Annotated in this window: 17 protein-coding genes; all 17 read left to right on the top strand. The window is 37.2% G+C overall.

Annotation, left to right across the window (positions count from 1 at the left end):
* Nucleotides 1-10 precede the first annotated feature (10 nt).
* On the top strand, nt 11-1,984 hold the full coding sequence (locus CZ490_RS17390) for a DHH family phosphoesterase (RefSeq protein WP_077620094.1): 1,974 nt from the start codon (nt 11-13) through the stop codon (nt 1,982-1,984).
* On the top strand, nt 1,981-2,427 hold the full coding sequence (gene rplI / locus CZ490_RS17385; protein ID WP_077620093.1) for a 50S ribosomal protein L9: 447 nt from the start codon (nt 1,981-1,983) through the stop codon (nt 2,425-2,427). Before CZ490_RS17390 ends, rplI begins: the two co-directional genes overlap by 4 nt.
* 196 nt (nt 2,428-2,623) lie before the next feature.
* Nucleotides 2,624-3,988, top strand: a complete 1,365-nt coding sequence (gene dnaB / locus CZ490_RS17380; RefSeq protein ID WP_077620092.1) for a replicative DNA helicase — start codon at nt 2,624-2,626, stop codon at nt 3,986-3,988.
* A gap of 240 nt (nt 3,989-4,228) precedes the next feature.
* Nucleotides 4,229-5,515: an adenylosuccinate synthase gene (locus CZ490_RS17375; protein WP_077620091.1), complete on the top strand. Its 1,287-nt coding sequence runs from the start codon at nt 4,229-4,231 to the stop codon at nt 5,513-5,515.
* A 415-nt stretch (nt 5,516-5,930) separates the two neighbouring features.
* Entirely contained in the window at nt 5,931-7,364 is a 1,434-nt protein-coding gene (locus CZ490_RS17370; RefSeq protein WP_077620090.1) for a M23 family metallopeptidase, read from the top strand.
* 279 nt (nt 7,365-7,643) lie between these two features.
* Nucleotides 7,644-8,351, top strand: coding sequence for a response regulator YycF (gene yycF / locus CZ490_RS17365; RefSeq protein ID WP_077620089.1), 708 nt, complete (start codon nt 7,644-7,646; stop codon nt 8,349-8,351).
* A gap of 8 nt (nt 8,352-8,359) precedes the next feature.
* Nucleotides 8,360-10,195 carry a cell wall metabolism sensor histidine kinase WalK gene (gene walK, locus CZ490_RS17360; protein ID WP_077620088.1) on the top strand — a complete coding sequence of 612 codons (1,836 nt, stop codon included), beginning with the start codon at nt 8,360-8,362 and terminating at the stop codon, nt 10,193-10,195.
* Nucleotides 10,176-11,513: a YycH family regulatory protein gene (locus tag CZ490_RS17355; protein ID WP_077620087.1), complete on the top strand. Its 1,338-nt coding sequence runs from the start codon at nt 10,176-10,178 to the stop codon at nt 11,511-11,513. Before walK ends, CZ490_RS17355 begins: the two co-directional genes overlap by 20 nt.
* Nucleotides 11,500-12,276 carry a two-component system regulatory protein YycI gene (locus CZ490_RS17350; protein WP_159439984.1) on the top strand — a complete coding sequence of 259 codons (777 nt, stop codon included), beginning with the start codon at nt 11,500-11,502 and terminating at the stop codon, nt 12,274-12,276. The genes CZ490_RS17355 and CZ490_RS17350 overlap by 14 nt, the downstream gene beginning before the upstream one ends.
* Nucleotides 12,277-12,282: 6 nt before the next feature.
* Nucleotides 12,283-13,077: an MBL fold metallo-hydrolase gene (locus tag CZ490_RS17345; RefSeq protein WP_077620085.1), complete on the top strand. Its 795-nt coding sequence runs from the start codon at nt 12,283-12,285 to the stop codon at nt 13,075-13,077.
* A 191-nt stretch (nt 13,078-13,268) separates the two neighbouring features.
* Entirely contained in the window at nt 13,269-14,351 is a 1,083-nt protein-coding gene (locus CZ490_RS17340) for a sensor histidine kinase (protein ID WP_077620084.1), read from the top strand.
* Between the two features lie 14 nt (nt 14,352-14,365).
* Nucleotides 14,366-14,995: a response regulator transcription factor gene (locus CZ490_RS17335; RefSeq protein WP_077620083.1), complete on the top strand. Its 630-nt coding sequence runs from the start codon at nt 14,366-14,368 to the stop codon at nt 14,993-14,995.
* 138 nt (nt 14,996-15,133) lie between these two features.
* The gene (locus CZ490_RS17330; RefSeq protein ID WP_077620082.1) at nt 15,134-16,066 is read left to right on the top strand and encodes an ABC transporter ATP-binding protein; all 933 of its coding nucleotides are present in this window, start codon (nt 15,134-15,136) and stop codon (nt 16,064-16,066) included.
* Between the two features lie 11 nt (nt 16,067-16,077).
* Nucleotides 16,078-17,337: an ABC transporter permease gene (locus tag CZ490_RS17325; RefSeq protein ID WP_077620081.1), complete on the top strand. Its 1,260-nt coding sequence runs from the start codon at nt 16,078-16,080 to the stop codon at nt 17,335-17,337.
* Nucleotides 17,334-18,440 carry an ABC transporter permease gene (locus tag CZ490_RS17320; protein WP_077620080.1) on the top strand — a complete coding sequence of 369 codons (1,107 nt, stop codon included), beginning with the start codon at nt 17,334-17,336 and terminating at the stop codon, nt 18,438-18,440. Before CZ490_RS17325 ends, CZ490_RS17320 begins: the two co-directional genes overlap by 4 nt.
* A gap of 260 nt (nt 18,441-18,700) precedes the next feature.
* Entirely contained in the window at nt 18,701-18,856 is a 156-nt protein-coding gene (locus tag CZ490_RS17315; protein WP_077620079.1) for a CxxH/CxxC protein, read from the top strand.
* Nucleotides 18,857-18,949: 93 nt separating this feature from the next.
* Nucleotides 18,950-19,429, top strand: a complete 480-nt coding sequence (gene rlmH, locus CZ490_RS17310; protein WP_077620078.1) for a 23S rRNA (pseudouridine(1915)-N(3))-methyltransferase RlmH — start codon at nt 18,950-18,952, stop codon at nt 19,427-19,429.
* Nucleotides 19,430-19,510: the final 81 nt, after the last annotated feature.

The raw sequence follows: 19,510 nt of genomic DNA, 5'->3' as shown, positions 1-19,510 counted from the left end.
TGAAAATTACATGCCAGACTTTTACAATAGGAAGTTATTTCGCTACCCCTTATATGCATTGCTTGTCATCACAAGTATTTTTAGTGCAATTCTCGTTTATTTTCACTGGGTGATTGGGTTAGCAAGTTTTCTGCTCCTTGGATTAATTACGTATTTTTTGTATAAAGCAAACTCACATCTCAAAAAGGAAATGGAGCATTACATATCAACTCTCTCCTATCGCTTAAAAAAGGTTGGCGAAGAGGCACTAATGGAAATGCCAATTGGTATATTGCTCTATAATGATGAGTACCAGGTAGAATGGGCAAATGCCTATTTATCAAATTGCCTTGATGCCGATACGTTAGTTGGGAGGTCTTTATACGAAGTTGAAGAACTAATCGTTCCATTAATTCAGCAAGAAGTTGAAAGTGAGACAATTACATTAAATGAGCAGAAATTTAAGGTAATTATAAAAAGAGAAGAACGCTTGCTTTATTTCTTCGATGTAACCGAACAAATGGAAATTGTCCAATTGTATGAGGCTGAGAGGACTGTTTTAGCGTTTATCTTTTTAGATAATTATGATGAAGTGACTCAGGGGATGGATGACCAACGAAAGAGCTCATTAAATAGCAAGGTAACATCCATTTTAAATGAATGGGCAAATGGATACGGAGTTTTTTTAAAGCGAACCTCCTCAGAACGTTTTGTTGCAGTGTTAAATGAGGAAATTCTATCGCATCTTGAAAAAACAAAATTCACCATCCTGGATGATGTAAGAGAAAATACTGCGAAGGATAGTGTCGCGGTTACTTTGAGTATAGGAGTCGGAATTGGAGTTTCAACACTTCCAGAATTAGGGGCTGCTGCACAATCGAGTTTAGACCTTGCATTGGGTCGCGGTGGAGACCAAGTAGCACTAAAACTTCCAAATGGTAAAGTAAAGTTTTATGGTGGGAAAACGAATCCAGTGGAAAAGCGGACTAGAGTTCGTGCACGCGTTATTTCACATGCTTTAAAGGAAATAGTCTCAGATAGTGATAAAGTCATTATAATGGGCCATAAATACCCTGATATGGACGCTGTGGGAGCTGCAATTGGAATTCTAAAAGTGGCACAAATGAATCATAAAGAAGGATACATTGTGTTAAATCCAAATGAAATCGATTCGGGTGTAGGACGTTTACTAGACGAAGTGAAGGAAAACTCGGAATTATGGTCGTATTTTATTACACCAGAGCAGGCACTTGAAATCGCTTCAAATGACACCCTGCTTGTCGTTGTCGATACCCATAAGCCATCACTTGTGATTGAGGAGAAGCTTGTACAAAAGATTGATAAAGTGGTTGTCATTGACCATCACCGTCGTGGTGAGGAATTTATCCAATCACCTTTACTTGTTTATATGGAACCATATGCATCGTCGACAGCTGAATTGGTGACTGAGCTTCTAGAGTATCAACCTAAGCAGAAAAAGATTAATATGCTTGAGGCAACAGCTCTTCTAGCAGGCATTATCGTTGATACAAAAAGCTTTACACTTCGTACGGGGTCTAGAACCTTTGATGCTGCATCTTATCTACGTGCACATGGAGCTGATACAGTCCTTGTTCAGAAATTCCTTAAAGAAAATATGGATTATTTTAAAAAGCGCTCAAGGTTAATCGAGTCAGCATTTATTTATAAAAATGGAATTGCGATTGCCAAAGGGAACCAAAGTGAAACATACGATCAGGTGATGATTGCCCAAGCAGCAGATACATTACTTACAATGAATGATGTAGTAGCTTCATTCGTAATTTCTGTTCGACATGACTTACGAGTGGGGATCAGTGCACGTTCTTTGGGTGATGTTAATGTACAGCTCATTATGGAAGGGTTAGGCGGTGGTGGGCATCTTACAAATGCAGCTACACAGCTAGAGGATACAACAATAGAAGAGGCAGAAGAAAAACTACTTTTAGTAATAGATGAGTATTTAGAGGGAGGAACTAAGAAATGAAGGTTATTTTCTTAAAAGATGTAAAAGGTAAAGGGAAAAAAGGGGATGTAAAGAACGTATCTGATGGGTATGCACATAACTTTCTACTTAAACAAAACCTTGCGATTGAGGCAACACCAGCCAATATGAAAACTTTAGAAGCTAAGAAAAATAAAGAATCAAAAGAGGCTGCCGAGGAGCTTGCGCAGTCAAAACAATTAAAAGAAAAACTAGAGGCTTTAACCGTTGAATTACAGGCAAAGGCCGGTGAGGGTGGCCGTTTATTCGGTTCTGTTACTAGCAAACAGATTGCAGATGAATTAGCGAAAAAGCATGGTATAAAAATTGATAAACGTAAGTTTGATTTGCCTGATGGTATTAGAGCCTTAGGATATACCAATGTATCGGTAAAATTACATCAAGAGGTATCAGCAACTGTAAAGGTACATGTCAAAGAACAGTAATTTCCATTGTAATTAGATATAGAAAACAGCTAGAATGAAAAATGTGGTTTTGTAATATACAAGATCACATTTTTTATTTTTTGCATGAATTATGAATAACAAGCATTTTCCATTGGATTTAAATAAAAGAGAAGTATAATAGATAGATAGACTATTTAAAAGTGAACAATAATAACGTAAAGGGAGTGGAGAATAGTTGAGTGACATTTTTGCTGATCGTATTCCTCCGCAAAATATAGAGGCAGAGCAAGCAGTCTTAGGTGCAATCTTTCTAGAACCAAGCTCGTTAACTCTAGCTTCAGAATTATTGATTCCAGAAGACTTTTATCGGACAGCCCACCAAAAGATCTTTGATGCGATGCTTAATCTTTCGGATAAAGGTGAGCCAGTCGATCTCGTAACGGTTACTTCTGAGTTAGCTGATGCTAAGATTTTAGATGAAATAGGCGGAGTCTCTTATTTAAGTGACTTAGCGGGTTCCGTACCAACAGCAGCAAATATTGAATATTATGCCAAGATTATAGAAGAAAAGTCTATTTTACGACGTTTAATTCGTACAGCAACAACGATTGCAACAGATGGTTATTCACGAGAAGACGAGGTTGAAGCCCTTTTAGGAGAGGCCGAAAAAAATATAATGGAAGTAGCAAATCGCAAGAATGCGGGTGCTTTCCAAAATATTAAGGATGTTCTCGTTCAAACCTACGATAATATTGAAACTCTTCATAATCGTGTAGGAGATATTACGGGGATACCTACGGGGTTTGCTGAACTCGACAGAATGACAGCGGGATTCCAGCGAAATGATTTAATTATTGTAGCAGCCCGTCCTTCTGTTGGTAAGACAGCCTTTGCACTTAATATTGCTCAAAACGTGGCAACAAAGACAGATGAGAATGTTGCAATTTTTAGTCTGGAGATGGGTGCCGAACAGCTTGTTATGAGGATGCTTTGTGCAGAAGGCAATATTAACGCCCAAAACCTCCGTACAGGATCATTAACACCTGAGGATTGGAGCAAGTTAACGATGGCAATGGGAAGCTTATCTAACTCAGGGATTTATATTGATGATACTCCTGGTATTCGAATTAGTGAGATTCGCTCAAAATGTCGTCGACTTAAGCAGGAAAGTGGATTAGGAATGATTCTAATTGATTACCTTCAGCTTATTCAAGGGAGCGGCAGGAGTGGTGAAAACCGTCAACAAGAAGTATCTGAAATCTCACGTTCCTTAAAAGCTTTAGCCCGTGAGTTGAAAGTTCCTGTTATTGCCTTATCACAGTTATCTCGTGGTGTAGAGCAAAGACAAGACAAGCGTCCTATGATGTCAGATATACGTGAATCAGGAAGTATCGAGCAGGATGCGGATATTGTTGCTTTCTTATATCGTGATGATTATTATGATAAAGAATCAGAGAATAAAAATATAATTGAAATTATTATTGCTAAACAACGTAACGGCCCGGTTGGAACAGTTTCATTAGCATTCGTAAAGGAATACAATAAATTCGTTAACTTGGAACGAAGGTTTGAGGATGCAGATCTACCTCCAGGTGCGTAGGAGGCCCATTACATGTACCTCCATTTTTCTAAATAAAGGACGAAGACGTATCAAGATGTTGATACGTCTTTTTATTTTACTCAAATTAAAATCCAGAGTAAGTTTTTTGTGTCTGAAAACGAATGATAAACAATTATTTAAAAATAATGTTCGTAAATTATTGGAAATACATATAAAAACTGATAGAATACTGAGTGGAGTACAGTAATTTCTTTATAATAACCCTGGAGGTGCATAGAAATGTCAGCAGTCGTAGTTGTAGGAACACAATGGGGAGATGAAGGAAAAGGTAAAATTACCGACTTTCTTTCAGAAAAGGCTGAGGTAGTGGCAAGGTATCAAGGAGGGAATAATGCGGGTCATACAATTGTATTTAATGGAGTGACATACAAGTTACATTTGATTCCTTCGGGTATTTTTTATCCAGATAAAATTTGTGTCATCGGGAATGGGATGGTAATTGATCCACAGGCATTAGTAACAGAACTTGACTATCTGCACCAACGGGGTGTAAATACAGATAATTTACGAATCAGCAATCGTGCCCATGTCATTCTTCCGTATCATATAAAGCTAGATGAGGTAGAGGAAGAGTACAGAGGGACAAATAAAATAGGAACCACAAAAAAAGGAATTGGTCCTGCCTATATGGACAAGGCTTCAAGAGTGGGGATTCGTATTACCGACTTATTAGATAAAAGTGTCTTTGAAGAAAGGCTCTCTTATAATCTAGTTGAAAAGAATCGGTTATTGGAAAAGGTTTATGAGACCAATGGCTTTAAGTTGGAGGATATCCTTAATGAGTATTATGAATACGGACAACAATTAGCGAAATATGTGTGTGATACGTCAGTTGTCCTGAATGATGCCTTAGATGAAGGACGTCGTGTATTATTTGAAGGTGCACAAGGGGTGATGTTAGATATTGATCAGGGAACATATCCATATGTTACATCATCTAACCCTGTAGCGGGCGGAGTTACAATTGGATCAGGCGTAGGTCCAACTAGAATTAATCATGTTGTTGGTGTATCAAAGGCATATACAACCCGTGTTGGAGATGGCCCGTTTCCAACAGAATTAAATAACGAAATTGGCCATCTTATCCGTGAGGTTGGTCGTGAGTATGGAACAACAACAGGTCGTCCACGAAGAGTGGGCTGGTTTGATAGTGTCGTTGTTCGTCATGCAAGACGGGTAAGTGGTATTACTGATTTATCATTAAACTCAATTGATGTTTTGACAGGAATAGAGACACTGAAGATTTGTGTTGCTTACCGTTACCGAGGAGAAATAATCAATGAATATCCAGCTAGTTTAAAAGTCCTTGCAGAATGTGAACCAATTTACGAAAATATTCCAGGCTGGACTGAGGATATTACAGGTGCAAAAAGTTTAGACGATCTACCAGATAACGCTCGTCACTATATTCACCGTGTATCTGAGTTAACAGGCATACCATTAACGATATTCTCTGTTGGACCAGACAGAAAACAAACAAACGTTGTGCAAGCTATCTATAATTAATGGAAATAAGACATAGTTGGATATCCGGCTATGTCTTTTTCTATGGATTGAAAATCTAATAGTTTTAAGCCAATTTAACTATGTAATAAGTAAAGCTTATAAGTCTATCGTTGTGAAAATACGACATGTGTCTTTGCAATATTCAAAGGTGTTTGTGACAAAAGGCTCAATTTAATGTCAAAAATCTACACAATTCATGTAAAAATATGACAGTAATACTACAATTGTATTACATCTTGAAAACTACTGTACTATTTTTATAATTCTATGGTAAATTAAAAAAGGTATAAAATAGAGATTATTGTCGAACTGTTGAATACGTCTTGGCGTATTTTGTAAGACAACGCTTTTCAACTCACAGGGTGAGATGAACGAATAATTCGGACAAGCAACCTATGTTCAGGGAGGAAAGACCGTGTCAAACCAAAATAAAGAAAAGAAAACACCAAGAAAATATATGACATTATTTAAACGAGTTGCGATAACTTCAATTGCACTTTCTACACTTGTGTTTGGAACTGTGTCAGCTGATTCAAAAATCCAAACCGTGTATCATGTATACATAGATGGCGAAAGAATTGGAACAGTGGATTCTAAGAATGTTGTTGAAAATGTTATCAAACAAAAAATAGATTCTTTACAAGAACAATATCAAGGATTAACGTTAGTTGCGGATAATGTATCTGTTATTGAAGAACATGCATTCTCACCTAAATCAAATAATGCAATAACTGTAAAAAAACTAGAATCTGAGATTGAGGTTGTAGCAGATGCCAAAGCAATAACTGTTGATGGAGCACCTGTAGCATACCTAAAAGATGAAGAGGATGCAAATACAGCTCTTAAACAACTAAAATTACAATATGTAAAAGAGGAAGACCTTCAAGAGCTTGAAGCTAGAGCAGACTCTGAAGAACCTCTACCAGCATTGGCTGAAGGACAATCTCGTTTATTAGACGTTACGTTTGAGGAAAAAGTTTCAGTTTCCGATGAAAAAATTGCACCAGATCAAATTAATAATCCTGCTGATACCGTTACTCTTCTACAAAAAGGTACACTAGAAGAGAAAAAGTACGCGGTAAAAGAAGGGGATGTCCTAGGTTCAATTGCAGTAGACCATGAACTGAAGACAGCTGAATTATTAGCGCTAAATCCGGGCATGACAGAAGACACACTTCTTCAAATTGGACAAGAGTTAAATGTTACAGCGTATAAACCATTTTTAACAGTGGTTGTAAAAATGGAACAAAACAAACAAGAAACTATCAAGTTCGAAACAAAGGTTAATGAAAACTCGAGTATGTTTAAAGGCGACAAAAAGGTCACCCAAGAAGGTCAAGATGGAGAAAAGACAGTCCATTATGAATATAAAACGGTCAATGGTGTGACTATAGAAACGAATAAGCTTAATGAAACAGTAACAAAAGAGCCAATCACAGAAATCATTGAAAAAGGAACAAAGGTTGTACCTTCAAGAGGATCTGGACAACTTGCATGGCCAGCAGTTGGTGGTTATGTCTCGAGTAAAGTGGGATATAGATGGGGAAGTCTTCATAAAGGAATTGATATTGCAAGACCAAGCAACTTAGCTATTAAAGCAGCCGACAATGGAAAGGTTGTTGAAGCGGGTTATTCAGGTGGATATGGTAACAAAGTTGTGATTAACCATAACAATGGGATGAAAACAGTATACGCTCATTTATCATCTATTAGTGTAAGTGTTGGACAAACAGTAACGAAAGGTCAACAGATCGGTGTAATGGGGTCTACTGGTAACTCCACAGGAACACACTTGCACTTCGAATTATATATTAATGGAGTGCTTAAAAATCCATTAGAATATTTATAAGATAAAACGTCAATGTGTAGCAGGGTAACTGCTAATTAACTGGATAAAATAAATAACATTCTAAACCTTCAGCATGATGCTGAAGGTTTTTTCATAAATATATAGAATGGAATAGGGATACGTGAATGTACATTACCTCATTTTTTTGCACATCTGATGATATACCTCCCTTTTTCTGCTAAAGTTAGTAGTAAAGGTACAAAATAAGTAGAACACTTCGAACTATATAAAGATGACTTTCAATACTGTAGTTATATTCAAAGTGAAGGAGACAAGACGATGGAAAAAGTAATTCTGGTAGTAGACGATGAGAAACCAATTGCAGATATATTACAATTTAATCTTGAAAAGGAAGGGTATAAAGTGGTTTGCGCCTATGACGGTAATGAGGCATTAGAAAAGGTTGAGGAAGTAAATCCCGATCTTATTCTTCTTGATATTATGCTTCCTCATAGGGATGGTATGGAAGTTTGTCGTGAGGTCCGAAAAAAATATGATATGCCTATTGTCATGTTAACAGCTAAAGACTCTGAAATTGATAAAGTACTTGGCCTTGAGCTTGGTGCAGATGATTATGTGACAAAGCCATTCAGTACGAGGGAACTACTAGCGAGGGTGAAGGCGAACTTAAGAAGGCATCAGCAGATATCTGAGGCAGTAAGCCAAGATACTACAAGCGAAATTACGGTCGGTTCCCTCGTAATCCATCCAGACGCGTATGTAGTAAGCAAACGCGGTGAAACGATTGAACTTACGCACCGTGAATTCGAGCTCCTCCATTATTTAGCTAAGCATTTAGGTCAAGTAATGACAAGAGAGCATCTCTTACAAACTGTGTGGGGATATGACTATTTTGGAGATGTACGTACGGTGGATGTAACTGTACGCCGTTTACGAGAAAAAATTGAGGATAGCCCGAGTCACCCAACTTGGATTGTAACAAGACGTGGGGTGGGCTATTATTTGCGAAACCCAGATCAGGAGTAATTTTAAACATGAAAAGATTAGGCTTTTTACAATCTATTCACTTTAAATTTGCACTCATTTATTTACTGCTCATCTTAATTGCAATGCAAATTATCGGTGTATATTTTATCGGAAAATTGGAGCTGCGATTAGTAGAGAATTTTAAAGTGTCACTAAACGAACGCGTTAATATGTTGGCATTTAGTATTGAGCAAGAAATGATTAAGGAGAGGGAAGATACCTCCTCACTCGAAAAGGATATCCGAAGCATCTTGCAGGACTATGAGTCAGAGGATATTCAAGAAATTAGGGTTATTGATAATAAAAGTCGAGTAATAGGTAGTTCAGATCCGTATAGCCAAGGTATTGTTGGACGAAAAACGAATGTAGATTTGGTCAAACGTACATTATTGCTTGGTGACAGCCTGGATGGCGCTCGTCTAGATGATAATAACTATAATCGGTTGTATGTTTCATCGACACCCATTCGTTCTAATGGCGATATCATTGGCGCCATCTATTTAATTGCTAAGATGGAAAATGTATATGATGATGTAAAAGAAATCAATGATATTTTCGTTACGGGTACAGGGATTGCAATGGCGATTACAGCAATTCTAGGAATTTTTGTTGCGCAAACGATTACGAGGCCAATTTCAGCGATGAGAAAGCATGTATTAGAATTAGGAAGAGGGAATTACTCAAAGAAGGTAAAGGTATTTGGCCATGATGAGATTGGTCAACTTGCTTTAACCTTTAATGATTTGTCTAAAAAAATTCAAGATGCACAGGCGACAACTGAAGGGGAACGACGAAAGCTTTCTTCAGTGTTAGCACATATGACAGATGGTGTAATTGCAACAGATAAAAAGGGAAGAGTTATTTTAATCAATAAACCTGCTGAAAATATGCTGGATGTTCCACGTGAAACAGTTCTTGATCAATCAATTGTATCTGTCTTAGGCTTAGATGAACAATATACATTTGAGCAACTTGTACATGATATTGATACAGAAATTCTTGATTTTAGTACACATAAAAAGCAATACATTATCAAGGTCAGTTTTTCTGTCATTAAGAAAGAATCAGGCTTCATTAATGGTTTAATTGCCGTTCTATATGATGTGACAGAGCAGGAAAAGATTGAAGGTGAAAGAAGAGAGTTTGTGGCAAACGTTTCACATGAACTTCGCACACCGTTAACAACAATGCGAAGTTATCTTGAGGCACTTGCTGATGGTGCCTGGAAAGACGAAAAAATTGCACCGCAGTTTTTACATGTAACCCAAACTGAAACAGAACGAATGATAAGGCTTGTTAATGACTTGTTACAGTTATCCAAGCTTGATAGTACAGATTACCGTTTTTCAAAGGATTTGGTCGATTTTACAAAGTACTTCCATAGAATCATTGACCGCTTTGAAATGACCAAGGATCAGCAAGTTTCATTTGTTCGTAATTTTTCTAGTAAGGCAATTTACCTAGAGATAGACCAGGACAAAATAACACAGGTACTGGATAATATTATTTCAAATGCATTGAAGTATTCACCAGAAGGAGGAACAGTCACCTTTAAAGTGCAGGAGTCCAATGGTGAAATTATTATAAGTGTTAGTGATGAAGGGGTAGGAATACCTAAAGAAAACGTGAATCGTATTTTTGACCGTTTTTACCGAGTTGATAAAGCACGAACCCGTAAGTTAGGTGGAACGGGCTTAGGGCTTGCTATAGCCAAAGAGATGGTCGTTGCTCACGGGGGACGAATTTGGGCTGAAAGTGAAGAAGGAATTGGGACAACCGTTTTCTTTACTCTGCCAATCGAGGAAAATCAAGAGGGGCTAGAGGATGATTGGGATGAAGTATGAAACCATTAAAACAACCGTATTAATCGTCTTAGTACTTTCAAGCATTATTCTTACGTGGACTTTGTGGACGTATCAGCCTCAATACAAAGATCTCCTAGGAACGGATGATTTAGTAGAGGAAGTGACCACAAATAATACAAAGGAAACACAAAGAATTATTAGACCAAACAAGATTTTGTATCATATTGATGGTCAGCATTTTGGCACTTTTAAAGAAACAGAACTAAATAAAGTGATGAAAGAACTTAGATATTGGGAAGTTAATGATGTTCAAAACATTACTCATCAAGTACAAGATCAAGGATTAGCAAATTTTTTAAGTCAAAGTGGACATGTAGAAATCAAATTTCCAAATCCAATTCCCTTACAACTCTACAAATCTTTTCTAAGTATTAATGATAAGGATCACTCCTTACTTACATTTGACCGACTAGTGGTGGACGTGAATTCAGAAAATCATGGAGAAGGGAATGTGTACTTTGTATCTACTGGTGAAAACCTGGTGTATGAGGGGCATGTTAGTAGTGGATTTATAAAGGAATTTAAGAGGAGTTTTTATACAACAGCCGTTAGATATCCTGAACAAATTGAATATACACTAACTGATACAGATTCACTTTATTTGCCGAAGGATGTTACAACTACAAATAGCTATGAATACTTAATAGATGTTATTGGAATTGATACATTTATTGAACGTTTATTTACTAACGCAAGTCGTGTAAAACGAGATGACCTTACAACAGCTACAGTTCATACTGATGGAACGAGATTGCTCCGTGTCTACCATAATCAAAACTACATTCAGTTTCTCAACCCAACAAGAGTAAGTGGTAATTCGTCAGAAACTACTGATTTAATTCAAACGAGCATTGATTATGTCAATGAACATGTTGGATGGACGGATGACTATCGCTTTTTTAGCTGGAATAAGGAGAATCAAACAACCGTTTTTAAGCTATATATTGATAATATTCCTGTTTTTAGTAGCAGCCGGATATCAGATATCATACAGCAATGGGAAAATAATGATATTGCAAGTTATCTTCATCCATCTATTAGTCTAAACATTAAGTATGAAACCGTTGAGACGATACTTCCTAAAGGTGAGAGAGTAATGGAGACAATCACGAGCAAGCAAAACTTCAATCCTGAGTTGCTAGAATCTGTGACGATTGCCTATGAACTGAGAGAAAGAGAAGATAATTCCCAATTAGTTTCACTTCAACCGATTTGGATGTACAGGTATAATGGTAGTTGGATAAAGGCTGAGATAAGGGATGAGGATGCAGGGGGGAATAGAGATGGATTGGAGTAAAACCAAGACTTTGTTTATTATTACCTTCCTCGTTCTAAATATCTTTCTAGGATATCAGCTTGCTCAGAAAAGGGATGGTAGCCAACTTGACCTATTAAAGGAAGCGAGTATCGACGAGAAACTAGCAGATGAAGAGATTACGTATGAGACATTGCCCAAGGAACCAAAGGAATTAAGCTATATAAGTGGGAAAGTTAAAATTTTTACTGAAGACGATGTGAAATCTCTTAAAAATCAAGATGTAAACATTGGGACCGTTGGAGTTTTAAAAAGTGAGTTTCAGGAGCCTGTAAAACTATCACTAACAGATCAAGTGAAAATTCAACAATTCTTAAAAGAGCATATATTTGAAGGCGATAAGTATACGATGTGGAGTGTCGATGAAGAAGCTGGGGTTGTTGTCTTTGTCCAAAAATATGGAGATTATAAGGTTTTTGGACAGTCAGTTAACATAAGTGGCGTTATATATTTGTATCTGAATGAGGATAAAGAGGTCATTTCATATGAGCAAACCTTTATTCCAGAGTTTGAAGAGCATGAGATGGAGACGTTAATTACGCCTATCGAGACACTAGAAAGTCTTTTTAATAATAACCATTTAAAATCAGGCAGTCATGTGTCTAAAGTGGAAATTGGATATTACCCGCTAGTTCCATATTCTGAGTCACAGCTATTGGCACCAACCTGGCATTTTGTGATAGATGATAAGACAAGTTTTTACGTAAATGCAATTGAAGGACAAATTATATATAAATCGGAGTGAACGACTATGGGGTTGCATTTTAGTGTGCTTGCAAGTGGGAGCACTGGAAATGCGTTCTATGTTGGAACAGACAAGCATTCATTGCTTGTAGATGCCGGATTAAGTGGTAAACAACTAGAACTATTATTTAAAGAAATAAATAAAGAGATTAAGCATCTTTCTGGAATTCTTGTGACACATGAGCATAGTGATCATATTAAGGGACTTGGTGTTCTAGCGAGAAAGTACAAGCTTCCTATCTATGCAAATGAAAAGACATGGCAGGCAATGGAGCGCAATATTGGTGAGATTCCGACTGAGCAGAAGTTTACGTTTCAGATGGGAGCGGTAAAAACATTTGGAAATTTGGATGTAGAATCCTTTGGCGTATCACATGATGCAGCTGAACCCATGTTCTATGTGTTCCATCATGAAGGAAAGAAAGTTGTGTTAATTACGGATACAGGCTATGTCAGCGATCGAGTGAAAGGTACAATAGAAAACGCCGATGCTTATATTTTTGAAAGCAACCATGATGTATCCATGCTTCAAATGGGTCATTACCCATGGAGCATCAAGCGACGTATATTAAGTGATGTGGGGCATGTTTCGAATGAGGATGCGGCTCTAGCGATGTCAGATGTGATTGGAGACCGTACAAAACGCATCTACTTGGCACACTTGAGTAAAGACAATAATTTAAAAGACTTAGCTCGTATGTCGGTGAAACAAACCCTTGAAAGTAAGGGTTATGTTGTGGGAGAACAATTCGATTTATTTGATACTGATCCAAAAGTTCCAACCAAGTTGGCTTATGTTTAATAATAGTATTCTTATTAGATAAAAGAATATTGCTTTTTGATAATAGGATTCAACTAAATCTCCAGAGTACCTAGAGGAATTCAATAAAGAGGCTCATTTGATTTTATATCAGATGAGCTTTTATTTTGGAAAATACTTGCTGTCTCCACGCTATTCTAGTAATTTGAAAGTAGGTGGAAAGTAGGGGTGCTATGAGAACTTTTCTAATACAAGCCACAGGGTTAATGCTTCTTTGGGGTTTGTTCTTTCTTTACGAAAAAATAATGCCAACTGCATATTCGATATTGATTTGTGCATTAGTGATGACATTGTACTTTTTTCTAAGAGTCACTGCAAAACCACTACACTTATATATTGCAATTACTGCTTTATTGGTGTTACTGGGAGTCGTTGAAGCGAATAACTCATATACATATTTATTAATCATGTTTGTTTCCCTGATGGCAGCAAATCAACTATATAGTGCACAATTTAAATTACTCGTGGTTTTAACAGCAGTATGCTTAATTGGGGTCCTGATGTGGACAAAAATGGAGCTAGCAGTCTATGTTTACTTTCTCTTATTCTATATTCTTACCCTTAAGGTTAATGAGTTATGGGCAAAGCGTGAAGAACAACGAAATCTTTACGAAGAATTGCTCGGGGAATATCGAAAGGTAAAGAGGGCTGCACTTATTACTGAAGAGGAGGCTCGCTATCAGGAGAGAACCAAAATCGCAAGGGATATTCACGATTCGGTAGGTCATAAACTGACAGCACTGTTAATGCAGATAGAGATCCTCGCAATTAAGCATGGACCGGAACAATACAAGGAGCTAAAGGAGTTGGCGAAGGAGAGTTTAGAGGAAACACGATTTGCAGTTCGAACGCTTAAGGACAAGGAACATGAAGGGATTGCAACCATTTTACAGCTCATAAAAAAGCTTGAGGTAGAAAGCCATATCATGGTTCAGTTTACAACAAAACAGGGAATACTTTCAGAGCAACTCACAAATGTACAAAGTGTTGTGCTGTATCGGGTCATTCAGGAAGGATTAACAAATGCTATGCGCCATGCCCATTCACGTGAAGTACAGGTGGTTCTTGGTAAAACCGCTCATGGTAACTTGGAGTTTGTCGTTAAAAACCGAATTCATAAGAAGAAACCTTTTCAAGAGGGGTTTGGGCTTTCAAATATGAGAAACCGTGTCGAGGAATTAGACGGTAACCTTGCTGTTTACCAAACGGATGACGAGTTTGTAATTAAGGGTATGATTCCTATTATAAAGAAGTAAGGAGGGAAGCTTACATGTGGAGTGTGTTGATTGTAGAAGATCAGTCGATAGTAAGGCAGGGTTTAAAACTCATGTTAGAACAGGATAGCCGGATTCGAGTAGTAGCTGAGGCTGAGAACGGGCAAGAAGCAATTAATAAGATGGAGGCACATGTCATTGATGTTGTGCTAATGGATATTCGAATGCCTATTATAAATGGTATCGAAGCAACAAGAAAGATTAAAGAACGCTGGCCTCATGTAAAGATTTTAATCCTTACAACCTTTAATGACGATGAATATGCCATTCAAGCATTAAAAAATGGTGCGGATGCTTTTTTACTTAAAACATCAGATCAACATGCCTTAATTCATGCCGTCTACAGCTGTTTTCAAGGGGGATTACCAATTCACGAAGAAGTCGTAGCAAAGGTTATGCCACGATTATTACATAAATTGGAGAAAAAACTAGAATTACCACTATCATCTCGTGAGTTAGATATTACAAGATTAGTAGGCGAGGGAAAAACAAATAAGGAAATTGCCGATGAGCTATTCTTATCAGTCGGTACAGTCAAAAACCATATCACGCAGGTGTTGCATAAGTTAGGACTTCGGGATCGAACTCAACTAGCCATTTTTGCCGTGAAAAATGATCTTACATAAACAAATGGGTATCCAAAGGATGCCCTTTTTGTTTGGATTCATGACTAAGGTCATGGTTATTACATAAACAAGTGACGTGAGATAGTGCTGTACGGATGCATGAGTGATTATGATAGAGATATAAGGGAGGGAACGGATATGTTAGAGATTATCAATCTGTCGAAGAAATATAAACAAAAGTTTGCTGCACAAGGAGTAAACATGTTTTTGGAAAAGGGAGAGATTGTGGGGCTTCTTGGACCGAATGGAGCAGGAAAGTCGACGACAATCTCGATGCTTTCTTCATTGGTTGTACCGACTTCTGGTGATGTGAGGTTAATGAACCAAAGCACTACTAAGCAGCCACAGAATATACGTAAGATATTGGGTGTAGTTCCACAGGAGATAGCCTTGTATACAGATTTATCAGCAGAAGAAAATTTGCGTTTTTTCGGTGAGATTTACCGATTAAAAGGTGCCAAACTTAAACAACGTATTGAAGAGGTTTTAAATCAAATTGGATTAACTGAACGAAGAAAGGATATCGTTAAAACATTTTCAGGGGGGATGAAAAGAAGGTTGAATATCGGGGTGGCCTTGTTGCATAACCCGGAAATCATCATTATGGATGAGCCGACGGTAGGCATTGATCCACAGTCTCGTAACTATATTTTAGAAACAGTGAAGCGTCTTAATAAAGAACGAGGAATGACGGTCTTATATACGAGTCATTACATGGAGGAAGTCGAGTTTTTATGTGACCGTATCTATATAATGGATAAAGGTCACATTATTGCATCAGGCACAAAAGAAGAATTGAAGAATATTCTTTCCTCTGAAAATACAATTTCTATTAAAGTAGAGCGGGTAAAAGAGGAGTTTATTGAATTGCTAGAAGCCGATATAACGATTCGCCAAGTTAAAGTACATGACCATGATGTAACGGTAATTGTTCCGAAGGAGTATAATCTGTTTCAAAAAATTTCTCAACTGGCAGAAGAAACAGGTACTTCATTGATTTCGGTTGAGGTGAAGGCACCGACACTTGAGGACGTCTTTCTTCATTTAACTGGTAGAGCACTACGTGATTAGGAGGTGAGTAGATGATTATTCCATTTATTAAAAAGGATTTATTGGTGTTACTAAGGAATCCTCAAGAATTACTTGTGCTGGTCCTAATGCCACTCATCCTTATTGGCATCCTTGGATTTGCCTTAGGTGGCGTGATGGGGGGCAATACATCAACGATATCAGCTAAGGTCGCTTTTATAGATCATAGTGATGAAGAAAAGGATGTGGCCGCTTTTATTGAAAAGGTAGAAGCTGTGGAAATGCCTGTGGAGGCTGAGAAAGCTTTAGTACAGGGAGCAAACCAGCTTCGTCCAGTTCAAATTTTGTTAGAAGAAGTGTTTGGTGATAAGGAATTAAAGGAAATCGTGGAGCTAGAAAAAGTAGAACCGGAAAAGATAGATGAAATAAAAAATGATGATCGCTATTCTGCAGTGATTGAGATACCAGAATACTATACTCTAGATATTTTATCAGCTGCTTTACTCGATGAACCGTCTACAACTTCCATGAAGTTATATAAGAACGAAGGAAAAGAAGTCTCCCCTAAAGTGATAGAGGATGTCCTTCTTAATTTTCAAAAACAACTTACTTCTATGACTGTTATTTCTAAGGCGGGGATTCAGTTAGAGGCTGTGAGCAGTGCGAACCTAGGAAAGATTGAAACCGTTACGGAAAGAGACCCTATTAATTCACTGCAATATTATACTGTAGGTATGAGCGTCATGTTTATTATGTTTATTGCATCACATTTAAGTTCATTTGCTTATCGGGAAAAACAATTGCATGTGTATAATCGTATTATTTTATCAAATACCTCTAGATGGTCTTATCTTGGAGGAATTTTTATCTCGATTATAGTAATTGGTATTGCTCAGCAAGCGATTTTATATGGTATTACATCGATTGTATTTGATGTGGTATGGAAGGATATGATTGGGTTTTTAGTAGTAAATATCTCTTTATGCTTTGCAATAGGAGGCGTAGGAGCTTTATTAACGGCACTTAATTTCCGAATTGATTCAGAAGGAGTGTCTAGCTTTTTTGGTAATGTTATGGTCTCTATTTTTGCCTTTTTAGGTGGGAGCTTTACCCCCATTAGTGAAACCTCCTCTGTAATTGGAATGTTGGGGAATTTTACACCAAATGGTGCAGGAATGAGCGCTTTACTACAGTTGCTTCAAGGAACAGAAATCTCAGCTATTTCTCACCATATCTACTATCTACTTGTATTTGGTCTTATTATGCTAACTGCTGCCGTTTTCAGCTTTCCAAGACGAGGTGATGCCATATGATAAGTATCCTACGGGCAAAATGTAGATTATTTATGAGAAAGCCCATGCTGATGATCGGTATGACCGTGATGAGTATACTATTTGCATTGCTATTAGGTAGCGCAAACTATACAAATATAAATATCCCAGTTTATTCAGATATAGAGAATATCGAGGAGACTGGCCTATGGAAGGAACTTATTAAGTCACAAAGCTTTGAGTTTATTTCAATGACTGAAACAGAAGCAAAGAAAATGGTCAGTGAGGGCGATGCCGAGACTGCTGTAAAGCTAGAAGAGGATTCTTACACAATTGTGATTGTGACAGAAACACCTAATGTTCGTTTGATAGAGACATATCTACAAACCTTCTATGGAGACCTATTGATGGAGGAAAGGATACTAACAAACAGTAATGACGGTGTTGATACAGAGGCAATCATGAATGAACTAAAGGAAAAGGAAAAGAATCCGTTATTTCAAATTGAGGCTGCTTCCTTTCGTAGTGATGATACTGTTATTATTGATAACCAGTTGCAGACGATTTTTGGATTTACTTTGTTCTTTGTAATTTATACAATCTCCTATAACGTTCACCATATTTTACAGGAGAAAACATGGGGTGTATGGGATCGGATGATTCTATCACCACTTAAAAAGTGGGAAATGTATGCAGGAAATTTAATATATAGTTTTCTCTCAGGTTATGTTCAGGTTGCCCTTATTTTTGTGGTATTTCGGTATGTGGTTGGGGTAGACTTTTATGGGGGATTTGAAAAAACTCTACTTATATTAGTACCATATGTATTTTCAATTGTGGCAGTAAATATGTTTTTAGTTAGTGTAGTTAAAAGCACGCAGCACTTTAATGCTATTATTTCACTTGTTGCTGTTAGTATGGCGATGCTCGGTGGCGCATATTGGCCATTGGAAATAGTAAGCTCCGATTTTTTATTAATGGTTTCTGATTTTATTCCTATTAAACATGCAATGGAAGGATTAAAAGGAGCAACTATTTACGGAGCATCTATGGATGATTTGTTATATCCAATCAGCATCATGACCTTAATGGGAGTTGTGCTAATTGGTATCGGCATTAATGTGATGGAACGAAGAAACTCTTAAGGTTGAGTTGGGAAGAGGCAGGGAAATGAATCCCTGCCTTTTGTGTGTCATGAATTATTTACAATTTGGGTAAAATTGATTAAAAGGCTTGTAAATATAGCTTGAATGCGTTAGTTAGCGATAGAAATTATTCAAAGCTTTGTGGATAAAACTTTTATGCTAAAATGGTAAAGATAAACACATGTGGATGAAGGAAAAATGAAATTTAAACCCATAAAATCATTTACGTTTGTGGATAAAATAAATGGAGGATTAAGAAAATGATTAAATGTTGTGATGAACATGTCGAATTGGCATTGGATATTGTCGTAGATGAACACGAGGTTCCACCAAATATGACAAAAATAGAGGATGAAAACTTATCAACAAACTGTGAATTTTGTCAAAATAAGGCGGTATATCTTGTAGGGAACTAATATTCCCATACAAGATGTGGATAGAAAATGTGGATATGTGGATAACTAATGTGGATAACGTGTTTGTAAAATGTGAGTGGAGTGGGGATAAAGTTGAACATCACAATCGTAACAATTGGTAAATTGAAAGAGAAATATTTAATACAAGGAATTAATGAGTATTTAAAACGATTAACCGCTTATGCAAAAGTTGATATAATTGAGCTCGCGGATGAAAAGGCGCCTGAAAATCTAAGTGAGACGGAAATGGAGCAAGTAAAGCAAAAAGAGGGAGAACGAATTTTAGCAAAGTTATCTGATGATGTTCATGTAGTCGCTTTGGCCATTGAAGGCAAGATGAAATCGTCAGAGCAACTCGCAAGTGACATTGAAAACCTAGCAACCTACGGAAAAAGCAAAATCGCATTTGTAATAGGTGGATCACTTGGATTAAGTAAAGGTGTCATGAAGCGGGCAAATGATACATTGTCCTTTTCAAAAATGACTTTCCCCCATCAATTAATGAGATTGATATTGGTGGAGCAAGTATACCGAGCCTTTCGAATTATTAGGAATGAACCGTATCACAAATAAGTGTGGTTTTATAAAAGTGATAAAAAGGCACAGAAACTGAACCTTAAGTATAGTGGAGATATAAAAAGATTTGATATAAAC

The organism is Litchfieldia sinesaloumensis (assembly GCF_900156865.1).
Lineage (GTDB): Bacteria > Bacillota > Bacilli > Bacillales > Bacillaceae_L > Ferdinandcohnia > Ferdinandcohnia sinesaloumensis.
Note: the sequence above shows the minus strand (reverse complement) of the source record. Positions and strands in the feature narration are given on the sequence as shown.